15 protein-coding genes and 1 rRNA gene are annotated in these 15505 nt (G+C 53.3%); 8 read left to right on the top strand and 8 right to left on the bottom strand.

What is annotated here, in order from left to right:
• Nucleotides 1-69: 69 nt before the first annotated feature.
• The 4 genes from glnA to ACMWLG_RS18510 all read left to right on the top strand — a co-directional run bounded on the left by glnA (nt 70) and on the right by ACMWLG_RS18510 (nt 4346).
• Nucleotides 70-1479, top strand: coding sequence for a glutamate--ammonia ligase (gene glnA / locus ACMWLG_RS18525; protein ID WP_023309763.1), 1410 nt, complete (start codon nt 70-72; stop codon nt 1477-1479).
• 171 nt (nt 1480-1650) lie between these two features.
• Complete coding sequence (gene glnL, locus ACMWLG_RS18520) at nt 1651-2700, top strand: nitrogen regulation protein NR(II) (RefSeq protein WP_045405312.1); 1050 nt, start codon at nt 1651-1653, stop codon at nt 2698-2700.
• Nucleotides 2701-2711: 11 nt separating this feature from the next.
• A complete protein-coding gene (gene glnG / locus ACMWLG_RS18515; protein ID WP_023309765.1) occupies nt 2712-4124 on the top strand; it encodes a nitrogen regulation protein NR(I) in 1413 nt (470 codons plus the stop codon).
• A gap of 111 nt (nt 4125-4235) precedes the next feature.
• The gene (locus tag ACMWLG_RS18510; protein WP_023333898.1) at nt 4236-4346 is read left to right on the top strand and encodes a YshB family small membrane protein; all 111 of its coding nucleotides are present in this window, start codon (nt 4236-4238) and stop codon (nt 4344-4346) included.
• 72 nt (nt 4347-4418) lie between these two features.
• On the opposite strand, the gene hemN is transcribed toward ACMWLG_RS18510, so the two are convergent.
• Nucleotides 4419-5792, bottom strand: a complete 1374-nt coding sequence (hemN, locus tag ACMWLG_RS18505) for an oxygen-independent coproporphyrinogen III oxidase (protein ID WP_045405311.1) — start codon at nt 5790-5792, stop codon at nt 4419-4421.
• Between the two features lie 188 nt (nt 5793-5980).
• Nucleotides 5981-6496 (bottom strand): Der GTPase-activating protein YihI, encoded by a 516-nt coding sequence (gene yihI / locus ACMWLG_RS18500; protein ID WP_023309767.1) that lies wholly within the window; start codon nt 6494-6496, stop codon nt 5981-5983.
• A 577-nt stretch (nt 6497-7073) separates the two neighbouring features.
• On the opposite strand from yihI, the gene yihA reads away from it, so the two are divergent.
• Complete coding sequence (gene yihA / locus ACMWLG_RS18495; RefSeq protein ID WP_023309768.1) at nt 7074-7703, top strand: ribosome biogenesis GTP-binding protein YihA/YsxC; 630 nt, start codon at nt 7074-7076, stop codon at nt 7701-7703.
• 311 nt (nt 7704-8014) lie between these two features.
• On the opposite strand, the gene polA is transcribed toward yihA, so the two are convergent.
• Both polA and ACMWLG_RS18485 read right to left on the bottom strand, forming a co-directional pair.
• Entirely contained in the window at nt 8015-10807 is a 2793-nt protein-coding gene (gene polA / locus ACMWLG_RS18490) for a DNA polymerase I (RefSeq protein ID WP_023309769.1), read from the bottom strand.
• 337 nt (nt 10808-11144) lie between these two features.
• A complete protein-coding gene (locus ACMWLG_RS18485; RefSeq protein WP_223825995.1) occupies nt 11145-11408 on the bottom strand; it encodes a hypothetical protein in 264 nt (87 codons plus the stop codon).
• Here ACMWLG_RS18485 and ACMWLG_RS18480 point away from each other — a divergent pair.
• On the top strand, nt 11305-12156 hold the full coding sequence (locus ACMWLG_RS18480; protein ID WP_229218479.1) for an acyltransferase: 852 nt from the start codon (nt 11305-11307) through the stop codon (nt 12154-12156). The two genes, ACMWLG_RS18485 and ACMWLG_RS18480, sit on opposite strands and share 104 nt — an antisense overlap.
• 23 nt (nt 12157-12179) lie before the next feature.
• On the opposite strand, the gene dsbA is transcribed toward ACMWLG_RS18480, so the two are convergent.
• The 3 genes from dsbA to ACMWLG_RS18465 form a co-directional block, all read right to left on the bottom strand.
• A complete protein-coding gene (gene dsbA, locus ACMWLG_RS18475) occupies nt 12180-12803 on the bottom strand; it encodes a thiol:disulfide interchange protein DsbA (RefSeq protein ID WP_032662678.1) in 624 nt (207 codons plus the stop codon).
• Nucleotides 12804-12830: 27 nt separating this feature from the next.
• Nucleotides 12831-13817: a serine/threonine protein kinase gene (locus ACMWLG_RS18470; RefSeq protein WP_045405307.1), complete on the bottom strand. Its 987-nt coding sequence runs from the start codon at nt 13815-13817 to the stop codon at nt 12831-12833.
• Nucleotides 13818-13892: 75 nt separating this feature from the next.
• Nucleotides 13893-14162 carry a YihD family protein gene (locus tag ACMWLG_RS18465; protein ID WP_003861904.1) on the bottom strand — a complete coding sequence of 90 codons (270 nt, stop codon included), beginning with the start codon at nt 14160-14162 and terminating at the stop codon, nt 13893-13895.
• A gap of 68 nt (nt 14163-14230) precedes the next feature.
• Between ACMWLG_RS18465 and mobA the strand changes: the two genes are divergently transcribed.
• Together mobA and mobB are read left to right on the top strand one after the other, a co-directional pair.
• Entirely contained in the window at nt 14231-14815 is a 585-nt protein-coding gene (gene mobA, locus ACMWLG_RS18460; RefSeq protein WP_045405305.1) for a molybdenum cofactor guanylyltransferase MobA, read from the top strand.
• Nucleotides 14812-15315 (top strand): molybdopterin-guanine dinucleotide biosynthesis protein MobB, encoded by a 504-nt coding sequence (mobB, locus tag ACMWLG_RS18455; protein ID WP_045405302.1) that lies wholly within the window; start codon nt 14812-14814, stop codon nt 15313-15315. Before mobA ends, mobB begins: the two co-directional genes overlap by 4 nt.
• Nucleotides 15316-15414: 99 nt before the next feature.
• Here mobB and rrf read toward each other — a convergent pair.
• Nucleotides 15415-15505, bottom strand: a 5S ribosomal RNA gene (rrf, locus tag ACMWLG_RS18450); the annotation flags it as partial.

Genomic DNA, 15505 nt, shown 5'->3' with positions numbered 1-15505 from the left:
CCAGCCAGTACAAACAGAAATTGAAGACCTCGTTACCACGACGACAATGACCAATCTGGAGAGTTAAGTATGTCCGCTGAACACGTTTTGACGATGCTGAACGAACATGAAGTGAAGTTTGTTGATCTGCGCTTCACCGATACCAAAGGTAAAGAACAGCACGTCACAATCCCTGCTCATCAGGTGAACGCCGAATTCTTTGAAGAAGGCAAAATGTTTGACGGCTCCTCCATTGGTGGCTGGAAAGGCATTAACGAATCCGACATGGTTCTGATGCCAGACGCGACCACTGCGGTCATTGATCCGTTCTTCGAAGAACCAACCCTGATCATCCGTTGCGACATCCTCGAGCCAGGCACGCTGCAGGGCTACGACCGCGACCCACGTTCTATCGCGAAACGCGCTGAAGAGTACCTGCGTTCTACCGGCATCGCAGACACCGTTCTGTTCGGGCCAGAGCCAGAATTCTTCCTGTTCGATGACATCCGCTTCGGTGCCTCTATTTCTGGCTCCCACGTGGCTATCGACGACATCGAAGGTGCATGGAACTCTTCCACCAAATACGAAGGCGGTAACAAAGGTCACCGTCCTGGCGTGAAAGGCGGTTACTTCCCGGTTCCTCCGGTCGACTCTGCACAGGACATCCGTTCCACCATGTGTCTGGTGATGGAAGAGATGGGCCTGGTTGTTGAAGCTCACCACCACGAAGTGGCGACTGCTGGTCAGAACGAAGTGGCAACCCGCTTCAACACCATGACCAAAAAAGCGGACGAAATTCAGATCTACAAATACGTTGTGCACAACGTTGCGCACCGTTTCGGTAAAACCGCGACCTTCATGCCAAAACCAATGTTTGGCGATAACGGTTCCGGTATGCACTGCCACATGTCTCTGTCCAAGAACGGTACCAACCTGTTCTCTGGCGACAAATATGCCGGTCTGTCCGAGCAGGCGCTGTATTACATCGGTGGTGTTATCAAACACGCTAAAGCGATCAACGCCCTGGCGAACCCAACCACGAACTCCTACAAGCGTCTGGTCCCGGGCTACGAAGCGCCAGTGATGCTGGCCTACTCTGCACGTAACCGTTCTGCTTCTATCCGTATTCCGGTGGTGGCTTCTCCTAAAGCGCGTCGTATCGAAGTTCGCTTCCCGGACCCAGCGGCTAACCCATACCTGTGCTTCGCAGCACTGCTGATGGCCGGTCTGGACGGTATCAAGAACAAGATCCACCCGGGCGAAGCGATGGACAAAAACCTGTACGACCTGCCGCCAGAAGAAGCGAAAGAGATCCCACAGGTTGCTGGCTCTCTGGAAGAAGCCCTGCAGGCGCTGGACGCAGACCGCGAGTTCCTGACTGCAGGTGGCGTATTCACTGACGACGCTATCGATGCCTACATCGCCCTGCGTATGGAAGAGAACGACCGCGTGCGTATGACTCCACACCCGGTTGAGTTCGAACTGTACTACAGCGTTTAATAAAAGTTGTTTTACCCGGCGTGATAAACGCCGGGGGTAGTTGCCGTGGAAACTTTTAGCCCATCTCCGGATGGGCTTTTTTCTCCACCAACAACCTGATCTCACGCGCTTTTTACGCCGAAAACGCTATACTGCACTAAATTAGTGCAAACGACTCCAGGAGACTGCTGAATGGCAACTGGCACGCTGCCCGATGCTGGGCAGATCCTCAATTCTTTGATTAACAGCATATTGCTGGTCGATGACGAGCTGGCCGTTCATTACGCCAACCCGGCCGCGCAGCAGCTGCTCGCCCAAAGCGCACGTAAACTGTTCGGTACCCCGCTTCCTGAACTCCTGAGCTATTTTTCGCTGAATATTGGCCTGATGCAGGAAAGTTTGCAGGCTGGCCAGGGGTTTACCGATAACGAAGTCACGCTGGTGATCGACGGGCGCTCGCACATTCTGTCGTTAACCGCGCAACGGCTTCCCGAAGGTCTGATCCTGCTGGAAATGGCGCCGATGGATAATCAGCGTCGACTGAGCCAGGAGCAGCTTCAGCATGCGCAGCAGATTGCCGCCCGTGATCTGGTGCGCGGTCTGGCGCATGAAATCAAAAACCCGCTGGGTGGATTACGCGGCGCGGCGCAGCTTCTGACCAAAGCGCTGCCCGATCCCGCGCTGGCGGAGTATACCAACGTCATCATTGAGCAGGCGGACCGTCTGCGGAATCTGGTAGACCGTCTTCTTGGGCCACAGCAGCCGGGAATGCACGTCACAGAAAGCATCCATAAAGTGGCTGAGCGGGTGGTGAAGCTCGTCTCAATGGAGCTGCCAGAGAACGTCACGCTGGTACGTGATTACGACCCAAGCCTGCCGGAACTGGCCCATGACCCGGACCAGATTGAGCAGGTCCTGTTGAATATTGTGCGTAATGCCCTGCAGGCGCTGGGGCCTGAAGGCGGTGAGATTATTTTACGCACCCGCACCGCCTTCCAGCTCACGTTACACGGCGTGCGCTACCGGCTGGCCGCCCGAATCGACGTTGAGGATAACGGGCCCGGCATTCCATCGCATTTGCAGGACACCCTGTTCTACCCGATGGTAAGCGGTCGCCAAGGCGGAACCGGCCTGGGCTTATCCATTGCCCGCAGTTTGATCGATCAACACTCCGGGAAAATTGAATTTACCAGTTGGCCGGGACATACCGAGTTTTCGGTTTTCCTGCCGATTAAAAAATAAAGGTGACGTTTATGCAACGAGGGATAGTCTGGGTAGTCGATGACGATAGCTCCATCCGTTGGGTGCTTGAACGCGCGCTCACAGGGGCAGGATTAAGCTGCACGACGTTTGAGAGCGGCAGCGAAGTGCTCGACGCACTCACCACCAAAACGCCAGATGTTCTGCTTTCGGATATTCGTATGCCGGGCATGGACGGGCTGGCGCTGTTAAAGCAGATCAAACAACGCCACCCTATGCTTCCGGTCATCATAATGACCGCGCACTCCGATCTGGATGCCGCAGTGAGCGCCTATCAGCAAGGGGCATTCGATTATCTGCCCAAACCCTTTGATATCGACGAAGCGGTGGCGCTGGTTGAGCGCGCGATTAGCCATTATCAGGAGCAGCAACAGCCGCGCCACGCGCCCGATTTTGGGCCAACCACAGACATTATCGGTGAAGCGCCGGCGATGCAGGACGTGTTTCGCATTATTGGTCGTTTATCCCGCTCGTCCATCAGCGTATTGATTAACGGTGAGTCGGGAACCGGTAAAGAGCTTGTGGCGCATGCATTGCACCGCCACAGCCCGCGGGCAAAAGCGCCGTTCATCGCCCTGAATATGGCGGCGATCCCGAAGGATTTGATTGAGTCCGAACTGTTCGGCCATGAAAAAGGGGCATTCACCGGCGCCAATACCATTCGCCAGGGGCGGTTTGAACAGGCCGACGGCGGTACGCTGTTTCTGGATGAGATCGGCGATATGCCGCTGGATGTCCAGACCCGCCTGCTGCGCGTGCTGGCCGACGGGCAGTTTTATCGCGTGGGCGGCTATGCGCCGGTGAAGGTGGACGTGCGTATTATCGCCGCGACCCACCAGAACCTGGAACAACGCGTGCAGGAAGGAAAATTCCGTGAGGATTTATTCCACCGTCTGAACGTCATCCGCGTTCATCTGCCGCCGCTGCGTGAGCGTCGGGAAGATATTCCCCGCCTGGCACGTCATTTCCTGCAGGTGGCCGCCCGCGAGCTGGGTGTGGAAGCCAAGCAGCTTCACCCGGAAACCGATGCCGCTCTGACGCGTCTGGCGTGGCCGGGCAACGTGCGTCAGCTGGAAAACACCTGTCGCTGGTTAACCGTGATGGCCGCCGGGCAGGAAGTGCTGATTCAGGATTTACCGGCCGAGCTGTTTGAAGCAACCGCGCCTGAAAGCAGTACCGGGCACGCGCTGCCGGACAGCTGGGCGACGCTGCTGGCGCAGTGGGCCGACCGCGCGCTGCGTTCCGGTCATCAAAACCTGCTGTCTGAAGCTCAGCCAGAGATGGAGCGTACGCTGTTAACCACCGCGCTTCGCCATACGCAGGGTCATAAGCAGGAAGCCGCTCGCCTGCTGGGATGGGGACGTAATACCCTGACGCGCAAGCTTAAAGAGCTGGGAATGGAGTGATCGCACGCCGCTGTGTAAAGGTTATTAATTGAGCGCAAATTGCCGTTATTTTGCGCTTTACTGTTCCGATGAGTTTTGTATGATCGTGCCCGGAAATTGGGGGTGAACATCATGCTGGAAACAATCGTGAATATGCTCTCTAGCGGAGCCGCTGAAAGCCACACGCCACAAACAGCCGTTGCGGCTATGTTGTGTGCGGCGCTGGTTGGGCTGTTTAGCTAGCGAGTTGAACGTAAAAGCCGGGTGGCGGCTTCGCCTTACCCGGCCTACGTTTAGTGCTTTTGGCAATGCGCCTTAAATCACCCGCGAGAACTGCTGCAGTCGCGCTTTCTGACGCAGATACGCGTCAAAGCACATGCAGATATTACGGATCAACAGACGCCCTTTCGGCGTGACCTCAATCGCGTTCTCCGACACATCCACCAGCCCGTCTTTCGCCAGCGGTGCAATCAGCTTCAGGTCTTCCGCAAAATAATCGCTGAAATGAAGATCCCACTGCGACTCAACGTCGCTGAAATCGAGACGGAAGTTGCAAATTAGCGCCTTAATCACATCGCGCCGGATGCAGTCGTCGCGCGTTAACGCAATGCCGCGCCACAGCGCGTTGCCCGTTTCATCAACCTGCTGGTAGTAAAGCTTCAGCTCTTTCTGGTTCTGCGCGTAGCAGTCGCCAATCATGCTGATAGCGGAGACGCCCATCCCCAGCAAATCGGTATCGCCCTGGGTTGTGTAGCCCTGGAAGTTTCGGTGCAGAACGCCTTCATGCTGCGCAATCGCCAGCTCGTCATCCGGACGGGCAAAGTGATCCATCCCGATAAACTGATAGCCGGTTTCGGTCAGCGAGGTGATGGTTTCCTGCAGGATATCCAGCTTCTGCTGGGCAGAAGGAAGATCGGCATCTTTTATTTTGCGCTGAGCGGCAAAGAGCGTCGGCAGATGCGCATAGTTAAAGACGCTCAGGCGGTCCGGGTTGAGTTCGGCCACGCGCTTCAGGGTGAAGGCGAAGCTTTCCGGCGTCTGCTTTGGCAGGCCGTATATCAGGTCAATATTGGTCGAGGTGAAACCAATCTCACGCGCGTGATTGAGTAAGGCAAAGATAAATTCTTCGTCCTGCTCGCGGTTCACCAGACGCTGAACCTCTTTATTGAAATCCTGCACGCCCATGCTCAGACGATTGAAGCCTTCGGCGCGTAAGTGATCCAGTACATCGAGATCAATTTCACGCGGATCGACTTCGATCGAGATTTCAGCGTCGGCGTTAAAACTGAAATTGCCGCGCAGCAGGGTCATCAGGCGGCTTATTTGCGCTTTATTCAGATAGGTTGGCGTACCGCCGCCCCAGTGAAGCTGGCTGACGTGACGGCCAGCAAACAGCGGCGAGCGATGCACAATTTCTTGTTCGAGCGCATCAAGATACTGGTCGGCTTTGTGCTGCTGACGGGTAACGATTTTATTGCACCCGCAGAAGTAGCAGAGCTTGTGGCAGAACGGAATATGGACGTAGAGCGAAAGCGGACGCTCAGGATAGCGCGCGACAGCCTGCTGGAAATCAGCCTCGCCGAAGGCATCGGAGAACTCCAGCGCGGTGGGGTATGACGTATAACGCGGCCCGGAATAGTTATATTTCTGGATTAGGGCCAAATCCCAGTCGATAGTTGGTGCTGACATGCTCACTCCTTCCGTTGGTGTCGCGTTCGTATACGGCGGCCCGTTCTGGCCCCATCGCGGGCCATCATTCGGGTGCGCAGCCACTTCTGTCGCCGCGACAACCGCCGTAGTTTAACGAATAACCACACCAGATAACATATAACCGGAAGGGTTATAAGCAGGACTATCGTGCCTGCCGGGTGCAAATGTTAGTTTCCACCCTTCAGAAGACGCATCATATCTTCCTGCTTCTCGTCTTCTTCTTCATCTTCGTCATCGTCGTATGACAGGCCCAGCTTCTGCATCAGTTCATCGATACGATCCAGTTTGGCATCCACCCATGACTGCTCTTCAGCGGTCAGGGTTTCACCCTCTTCAAGACGTTCCAGCAGCGCGTCCAGGCGCTCATCGTTCTCCAGCAAATCCAGCTCAGCCTGCGGTGAAAGCATAGGTTTCTCGCTCTTTGGTTTGTGCTGCTTAGTGACCGGGGTGTCTGTCACGCCCAGTGGAATGGGAGTTTTACTGCCGATACGAGGGTCTTTCTGCTGTTTGCCTTTCGCAGAAGCACCCGCTGCACCACCACCGTTGGCACGGCTACCCGCAGCATGACCGCGATGTTTTTTATCGCGTTTGCGATCGCGCGCTTCCTGGTTCAGTTCTTCGCGCGTTTTGCGGCGTGCTTTTACAGGGCGTTTCGCGCCTGCAGCGGAGGTTGGTTTTTTCATGATGTTTTATCTTTAAGTCGTTTTCTTCAGTATAGAATTGCGGCGAAATCTAGCAGAAAGCAAGCAAAGAAAAAAGGCGACAGAGCAATCTGTCGCCTTTTTTCCTGACTCACAACCCTTAGCGGGTCAGACATTCCGTGTTTGCCAACAACAAACCCTGTTTATCCCTTGGCTAATACCGTCCGTGATACGGTTCCATTTCCTTTTAAAACGCCTCCAGGCGCTGGTCATCCTGACAATCCTGCGTCTTCGCCTCCTGGCGCTCCTGACCCTCATCCTTAAGTCGATTTCCTGTTGGCTTCCTCGCCCTGACGCACACTTTACCTTGTTCAGTTAAACTAACAAGCAACGAAACGGTACAAAGAGGGATTTTCAGATAATTACCTGGAAATAAGCTTATGATTTAAAACAGTTTGAATTTTTTTACGCCTGCGAATTCTCTGAAATCTCGCATAGCATTACTGGCCGATCTCTCACACCGGTTGTGGCATTCGTCTACTGCTCATAGCAATCAGAAAAGCCTTTTGCCTGCATTCGGGTATAATCCCCTTCAGATTACGATTTTGGAGACGACCACGTGACTACCTGGAACTACCAACAGACGCATTTTGTCACCAGTGCGCCCGATATTCGCCACCTTCCTTCTGATACCGGTATTGAAGTGGCATTTGCTGGCCGCTCCAATGCGGGGAAATCCAGCGCCCTGAATACGCTGACCAATCAGAAGAGCCTGGCGCGCACCTCAAAAACACCTGGCCGTACCCAGCTGATCAACCTGTTTGAAGTCGCAGAGGGCAAACGCCTGGTCGACTTACCGGGCTACGGTTACGCGCAGGTACCGGAAGAGATGAAAATCAAGTGGCAGCGTGCGCTGGGTGAATACCTGGAAAAACGCCTGTGTCTGAAAGGTCTGGTGGTGCTGATGGATATTCGCCATCCCCTGAAAGATCTGGATCAGCAGATGATCGACTGGGCTGTAGCAAGCGATATCGCCGTGCTGGTGCTGCTGACGAAAGCCGATAAGCTGGCGAGCGGCGCGCGCAAAGCGCAGGTGAATATGGTTCGCGAAGCGGTGCTGGCGTTCAACGGTGATGTGCAGGTTGAGCCGTTCTCCTCGCTGAAAAAGCAGGGCGTGGACAAGCTGCGTCAGAAGCTCGATACCTGGTTTAGCGAGCTGGAACCCGCGACGGAAGCGGAAGAAGAGTAATACGGAGCGCGGCGATAGCCGCGTTTTTTTTGCCTGAATTTTTCTTTGCCGCAATAAAAAACGCCCCAGTCATTACTGACTGGGGCGGCTAAAATATTCAGCCAAATCCGATTACGTGAAGTAAAAGGTCTGAAAGATAGAACATCTTACCTCTGTACCCTACGCCGACAACTCTACCCCTTTTTGTGCTGCAGAAAAAGCACTTTTTGTAGTTTTTTTTCATTCTTTACATAGGGAATTCTAATGATTGTCACAAAACGCGCGTTGTTATGTTGCAAACTTACATAAAAAGCGCGTTATGCGAAGAACCGTTAGTGAGCCTGATCCCAGTTTTCTCCACTTCCCACTTCCACCAGCAACGGCACGTCGAGCGTCATGCTGCTTTCCATCAGTTCGTGGATCTTCTTCGACACGGCGTCGAGGTCGTCTTTGTGCACTTCAAATACCAGTTCATCGTGTACCTGCATGATCATTTTCACGCGAGGCTTCTCTTTTTCCAGCCAGGCATCAACGGCGATCATTGCACGCTTAATAATGTCCGCCGCGGTACCCTGCATCGGGGCGTTGATCGCCGCACGCTCTGCGCCAGCGCGACGCGCCGCGTTGCTGGATTTGATGTCCGGTAGGTAGAGACGGCGGCCATCCAGGGTTTCGACGTAACCTTTTTCCTTCGCCTGCGCGCGGGTGCGTTCCATATATTCCAACACCCCCGGATAACGCTCGAAATAGAGATCCATATACTTCTGCGACTCTTTGCGTGGAATGTTGAGCTGGCGCGAAAGACCAAATGCGCTCATGCCGTAAATCAGACCGAAGTTGATCGCCTTAGCACTGCGGCGCTGCTCGTTGGTCACGCTGTCCAGCGGCAAGCCGAAGACTTCCGCCGCGGTTGCCCGGTGGATATCCTTTCCTTCGGCAAACGCGGTCAGGAGGCCTTTGTCGCGGGACAGATGCGCCATAATGCGCAGTTCGATTTGCGAGTAGTCAGCAGAGACAATCAGATAATCCTCTGGTGCGATGAAAGCCTGGCGAATACGGCGGCCTTCTTCGTTACGTACCGGGATGTTCTGCAGGTTGGGGTCGGTTGATGAGAGACGACCGGTCGCCGCAACAGCCTGATGGTACGACGTGTGCACACGACCCGTTTTCGGGTTGATCATCAGCGGGAGCTTGTCGGTGTAGGTAGACTTCAGCTTCGCGAGGCCTCGGTACTGCAGAATCACTTTTGGCAGCGGGTAATCCAGCGCCAGCTCTTCCAGCACCTCTTCAGAGGTTGACGGTGCGCCGCCAGGGGTTTTCTTCAGCGGCTTGATGCCCTGCTTTTCAAACAGAATGGTTTGCAGCTGCTTCGGTGAAGAGAGGTTAAACGGCTCGCCTGCAAGCTCATGCGCTTTTTGCTCGAGCTCGGTCAAACGCTGCGCCAGCTCCCCGGAGTGGTTATGCAGCACCGTTGGGTCAATCTTCACGCCGTTGCGTTCAATGCGGGATAGCACGGGCACCAGCGGCATCTCGATATGCTGGAACACGTTCAGCGGACCTTCATGCTTCTGCAGTTTTGGCCACATCTTCAGGTGCAGCTGCAGCGTGACATCAGCGTCTTCCGCCGCGTAGCGCCCCGCTTCTTCCAGAGCAATCTGGTTAAAGGTGAGCTGATTTTTCCCTTTACCGGCAATCTCTTCAAAGGTGATCGTTTTGTGCTTGAGCCAGCGGTCAGATAAGGAATCCATATCATGGCGGCCCGCGACGCTGTCCAGAATGTAGGATTCAAGCATGGTATCGAAGGCAATCCCGCGCAGTTCAATGCCGTAATTTTGCAGAATGCCGCGGTCGTACTTGAGGTTTTGCCCGACCTTGAGCGCCTTTTCGTCTTCCAGGATCGGCTTCAGCAGTTCGAGCACGCGTTCACGGGAGATCTGCTCCGGCGCATCCAGGTAATCGTGCGCCACAGGGACGTAGGCGGCAATACCCGGCTCTGTCGCAAATGACAGGCCAACCATATTGGCAGAGATGTTATCGAGGCTGTCGGTTTCGGTATCAAAGGCGAAGACCGGCGCCTTTTTCAGTTTATCGATCCAGGCGATCAGCCGTGACTCTTCAAGAATGGTTTCGTAGTTGTCGAAGGAAAGCGCCACGGCTTCTTCTTCCGCCTGCTCTTCTGCGTCAACGACGATTGTCTCCTTCGGCTTTGCAGCAGGTTTAGCCCCTTTCGCCTGCAGCCATTTACCGGCTTCCACGTCAGCGGTCCAGCGCTTGAATTCGTATTTCTTAAACAGGCTCAGCAGATCGTCAGCGGAAGGCTGTTGCACTTCAAGCTGCTCACAGCCCAGCTCCAGTTCGACATCGGTTTTGATTGTGGCCAGCTTATAGGAGAGATAAGCCACCTCTTTGTTCTCTTCCAGTTTTCCGGCCATGGTTTTTGCGCCACGGAAGGAGAGCCCTGCGATTTTGTCTGGCTCCGCGTAGAGCGTATCCAGACCACCTAGCCCCTGGAGCAGCGCCTGCGCGGTTTTTTCACCGACGCCAGGGACACCCGGGATGTTATCCGAGGAATCGCCCATCAACGCGAGGAAGTCGATAATCAGCTCAGGCGGCACGCCATACTTTGTGACCACTTCTTCTGGCCCCAGAATGGTGTTGGTCATGGTGTTAATCAGGGTGATGCCTGGCGTCACCAGTTGCGCCATATCTTTATCACCGGTGCTGATCAGCACAGGACGCCCCATCTTTTCTGCTTCACGCGCCAGCGTGCCGATAACGTCATCAGCCTCAACGCCAGAGACGGCCAGCAGCGGCAGCCCCATCGCTTTTACCATGGTATGCAGCGGCTCAATCTGCGCACGCAGATCGTCAGGCATTGGCGGACGGTGAGATTTGTAATGCTCAAACAGCTCATCGCGGAAAGTTTTACCTTTCGCATCAAAGACTACAGCCGCATGGGTTGGCTGATACTGAAGGATCAGGCTGCGCAGCATGTTCAGCACGCCGTACATTGCGCCGGTAGGTTCCCCTGCGCTATTGGTCAGAGGAGGAAACGCATGGTATGCCCGATACAGGTAAGAAGAGCCATCGACGAGAATAAGAGGGTTTTCTGGGATCTGAACCATAATGTCCGTGCCTTTAATCAATTTATGGGTAAAGGATGCCACAGAAGGATGAAAACATCAGGTATTAGCACCAGATACAGGAAAAGATTTTGCGATCGTGAGGATCGCTCGCAAAAATCAAACTGTGGATAAGTTTGTGCATATTTTCACTTCATATGAATAACAGACGTAAAAAATACATATGAGTTAATTTTTAGATCTTAATTATCATGCTGTTATCACCTTAGATCTTATCTATATGGCCAACCGATGGCAATTTAGTCTATGTGGATATAAGCCTTGATAAGCGCGGAATCACAGTGAAATCGTCTACGGCAGGGTAAAAGCGGCCAAATCATCACATGAAAGCGCCATTAATTTGTCCGTTTTCTGGTAAAATCAGCGCCCAGCGTCGAATAGCCGGCCGCTCACTTACAGCTAACCATTTGAAAAAGCTCATCATGTCGAGATTGCTCGCTGCAATAACATTACTGTTAAGCATCATTTTAACTATCCTGGTGACTGTCGCCTGCTCTGTGCCGATCATTATCGCCGGGATCGTTAAACTGCTGTTGCCTGTCCCTGTGGTGTGGCGAGCCGTGTCCGCATTTTGTAATTTCATGATGTACTGCTGGTGCGAAGGACTGGCGATCCTGCTGTGCCTGAACCCGCATCTGAAGTGGGATATCAAAGGGCTGGAGAGTCTTAGCAAGAAGAACTGGTATCTGCTGATTTGCAATCACCACAGCTGGGCGGACATCGTGGTGTTATGCGTACTTTTTCGCAAACAGATCCCGATGAACAAATACTTTCTGAAACAGCAGCTCGCCTGGGTGCCTTTTATCGGGCTGGCCTGCTGGGCGCTTGATATGCCGTTTATGAAACGCTATTCGCGCAGCTATTTGATTCGTCATCCCGAGCGTCGCGGCAAAGATGTGGAGACCACACGCCGTTCCTGCGAAAAGTTTCGCGCGCATCCTACGACCATCGTAAACTTTGTTGAAGGCTCCCGATTTACGGAGGAGAAGCACCAACAAACCCGCTCTCCTTACCAGCACTTGCTGCCGCCAAAGGCTGCGGGTATTGCGATGGCGCTTAACGTGCTGGGATCGCAGTTCGATAAACTCCTGAACGTCACGCTCTGCTATCCGGAAAACGATAAGACGCCGTTCTACGATATGCTCAGCGGCAAACTGACGCGCATTGTTGTGCGTGTCGATCTGGTCCCGATAGATGCCGGGCTGCACGGTGATTACGTTAACGATAAGAGTTTCAAGCGTCGTTTCCAGCAGTGGCTTAATACGCTCTGGAAAGAGAAAGACGAACAGATAGACAATATTAAATCTTTATACAAAAACGCCGGTCAGTGACCGGCGTTTTTACATCAGCGAAATTACTTCTTCTCAACCAGGTATTTCACGGTATCAGCATACTGCTGTACGAAGATATCCATGCTGCTGGTGTCCATGCCCTGCATGTTCAGCTGGTATTTGCCGTTAACAAACATCGCCGGAACGCCCTGAAGCTGGAGGTCAGCAGCCGCTTTTTCCTGCTGAGCAACCAGAGATTTCACCACAAAGCTGTTCCATGCAGCGTCATACTCTTCACCTTTCACGCCGGCATCAACGAACACTTTACGGATATCCGCAGTGGTCTGAACGGTCTGGGTTTTCTGTACGGCTTCAAACATTGGCGCAGTGATCTTATCTTCCACGCCCAGTGCCATCGCAACCGCCCACGCCTGGGTCAGGTCTTTACCCAATGGGCCCAGGAACTCGACGTGGTACTTGGTCATTTTGGTGCCTTCTGGCAGCTTTTTCTTCACGCTATCCGAAACATGCAGCACCTGCTCGAACTGATAGCAGTGTGGGCAGTAGAACGAGAAAAACTCCAGAACCTGTGGCTCGCCAGCGACCGGTTTGTCCAGCGTGGTGTACTGTTTGCCGTCGGTAAACTGCGCAGCAGAAGCGCTAAATGCCAGAATCATACCTGCCAGCGCCAGCCAAATTTTTTTCATGATTAACTCTCTCCTGGGTGTGTCCAATTAATACATCGGCGTTAATTGCAGAGGGGGTTCCTGAAGAACCTTGACCTGCTCAGTAAATGTAGATATCTGGCTACGCCAGTAATCCTCTCCGGTAAGCCACGGGAAATTCCGGGGAAATGCGGGATCGTCCCAACGCCTGATTAACCATGCGAGATAATAAACAAAACGCATCGCACGTAAAGGCTCAATCAGGGCAATTTCGTCTGAATTAAACGGGTTAAATTCTTCATAAGCTTCAATAATGGTTTCAAGCTGCATGCGTTGCTCGGCTTTGTCGCCATTGAGCAGCATCCACAGGTCCTGAACCGCGGGCCCCATACGCGCATCATCGAGATCGACAAACAGCGGGCCATCACGCCAGAGGATATTTCCGGCATGACAATCGCCATGCAGGCGCAGGACGGAAATATCGTCACGCCAGCAGGTTTTAACAGCTGCAATGAGCTTATCGGTGGCGTTGAGGAAATCATCCTTTAACGCAGTGGGGATCATGGCAGACGTTTCGAATATTTCGCGTGGCTCAAGAAGGTATTCCTGAATTCCGATAGTCGGGCGGGCAATAAAGACTTTTTTGCGTCCCGTCTGGTGTATGCGCCCAAGATAGCGGGCAACCCACTCCATCTGATCGATATTATCCGCTTCAAACTGGCGGCCACCCAGGCTCGGGAATACAGCGTAGTAAAACCCTTCGTGCGTGAGGAGCGTTTGATTATTGAATTTTAGCGGCGCGGCAACGGGAACATCGTCATCCAGCAGATCGTGAGCAAACTGATGCTCTTCCTGAATTTGTTCTGCGGACCAGCGTTCTGGACGATAGAACTTTACGACGAAGCGCTGACGATCCTCGTCCTGGAATTGATAGACGCGGTTTTCGTAGCTGTTTAACGGGGTTAGCCCGGAGTCCACCCGAATACCCTGTTCAAACAGGGCATTCATAATGGTGTCCGGGTGTAATGTCTGGAAAGTAAAAGCCTGGTCGTTCATCCGATCATCCGGAAATTATACGAATGATTCAGGATATCATCTTGTGGCGATTTCGGTGCCGCCGCTTACAAGCTTTTACTCTTTAATTACGCCTCGGGCGCGCAGTAATGCGGTCTTAAAATCTTCCTCATAATCCTTCTGAATACCAGGAATAACAGCATCTTTGGCAGAGTCACGCATTTTAAGGTGGTAGATCAGGATGTCGTCAGAAAGGTCTGCCAGTTCGCCGTCAAAACCTGACTCTTTCGCCAGTTTCTGTAAAAATTGCATCAGATTTAGCTCTGGCTCTTTTTGCCAGGCGGGCTGGAGGAGTTCAATAACTTCATTCAGACGTTTACATTTCATGGTGGTGCTCCTTTCATTTAGAGTGACACGTTAGCAGGGTCAATCCCACAATAAAAGAGGCGATATTCGTGAATCTTAGCCAGGAAATCATTGGGGTCGTTCTGGCAGGTGGCAGAGCGACGCGAATGGGGGGAAAAGATAAGGGGCTTCAACGCCTGAACGGCAAACCCTTATGGCAATGTGTCGCTGATACGCTCGCAGGCCAGGTGTCGACAATGGTCATCAGTGCTAACCGGCATATCGACACTTACCAGCTCAGCGGGTACGCCGTTTACCAGGATATCCTTGAGGATTACCCGGGACCGCTGGCTGGTATGCTTTCGGTCATGCAACAGTCTCACGGAGAGTGGTTCATCTTCTGTCCCTGCGATACCCCGTTTATTCCGTCCTGTCTTGTCGAACGTTTGTTGCTGCTTCGGGGTACGGCTCCTGTGGTTTGGGTACATGACGGCGAGCGTGATCATCCTGCTATCGCATTGATGCACCGATCCCTGGCGCCAGCCCTGCAGTCCTATCTGGCTGCGGGAGAGCGCAGGGTGATGGCTTTTATGCGCGAGTCTGGCGGTCATCCCGTTGATTTTAGCGATTTAAAATCAGCTTTTGTGAATGTGAATACGCCTGACGATTTGCAGATGATGCAGGAGAAAAGATGATACCTGTCGTAGCCATTTCTGCCTGGAGTGGGACCGGGAAAACCACGCTGCTGAAAAAGCTCATTCCTGCGCTTTGTGCCAGAGGTATCCGTCCAGGATTGATTAAGCACACCCATCATAATATGGATGTCGATAGACCGGGCAAAGATAGCTATGCATTGCGTAAAGCGGGTGCAGCGCAAACGATGGTGGCAAGTACTCAACGCTGGGCGCTGATGACAGAAACGCCGGATGAGGCGCCGCTGGATCTCGCTTATCTGGTCAGCCGGATGGATCATACCACGCTGGATCTGGTGCTGGTTGAGGGATTTAAGCATGAGGCAGTGCCTAAGATCCTACTGTTCAGAAGCGATGCCGGGCATGATTTCAGCGAATTAACGCTGGATGAGCATGTGATTGCGGTGGCCAGTGATGTTGTATTGCCGCTTGAAGTTCCGACGCTGGATTTAAATGATGTGGAAGGGATTGCGGAGTTTATAGTGGAGTGGAGTGCGATCTGACTTACCGGGTGGCGGTTTCGCCCTACCCGGCCTACAAATCTCTGTGATGCTAAAACGCAAAAAGGCCATCCTTACGGATGGCCTTTTCACTTATTTGATGCCTGGCAGTTCCCTACTCTCACATGGGGAGACCCCACACTACCATCGGCGCTACGGCGTTTCACTTCTGAGTTCGGCATGGGGTCAGGTG

This window comes from Enterobacter sp. 01-M-02-SI-ECC (assembly GCF_047530595.1).
In the GTDB taxonomy this organism is placed as follows: domain Bacteria; phylum Pseudomonadota; class Gammaproteobacteria; order Enterobacterales; family Enterobacteriaceae; genus Enterobacter; species Enterobacter cloacae_M.
Note: the sequence above shows the minus strand (reverse complement) of the source record. Positions and strands in the feature narration are given on the sequence as shown.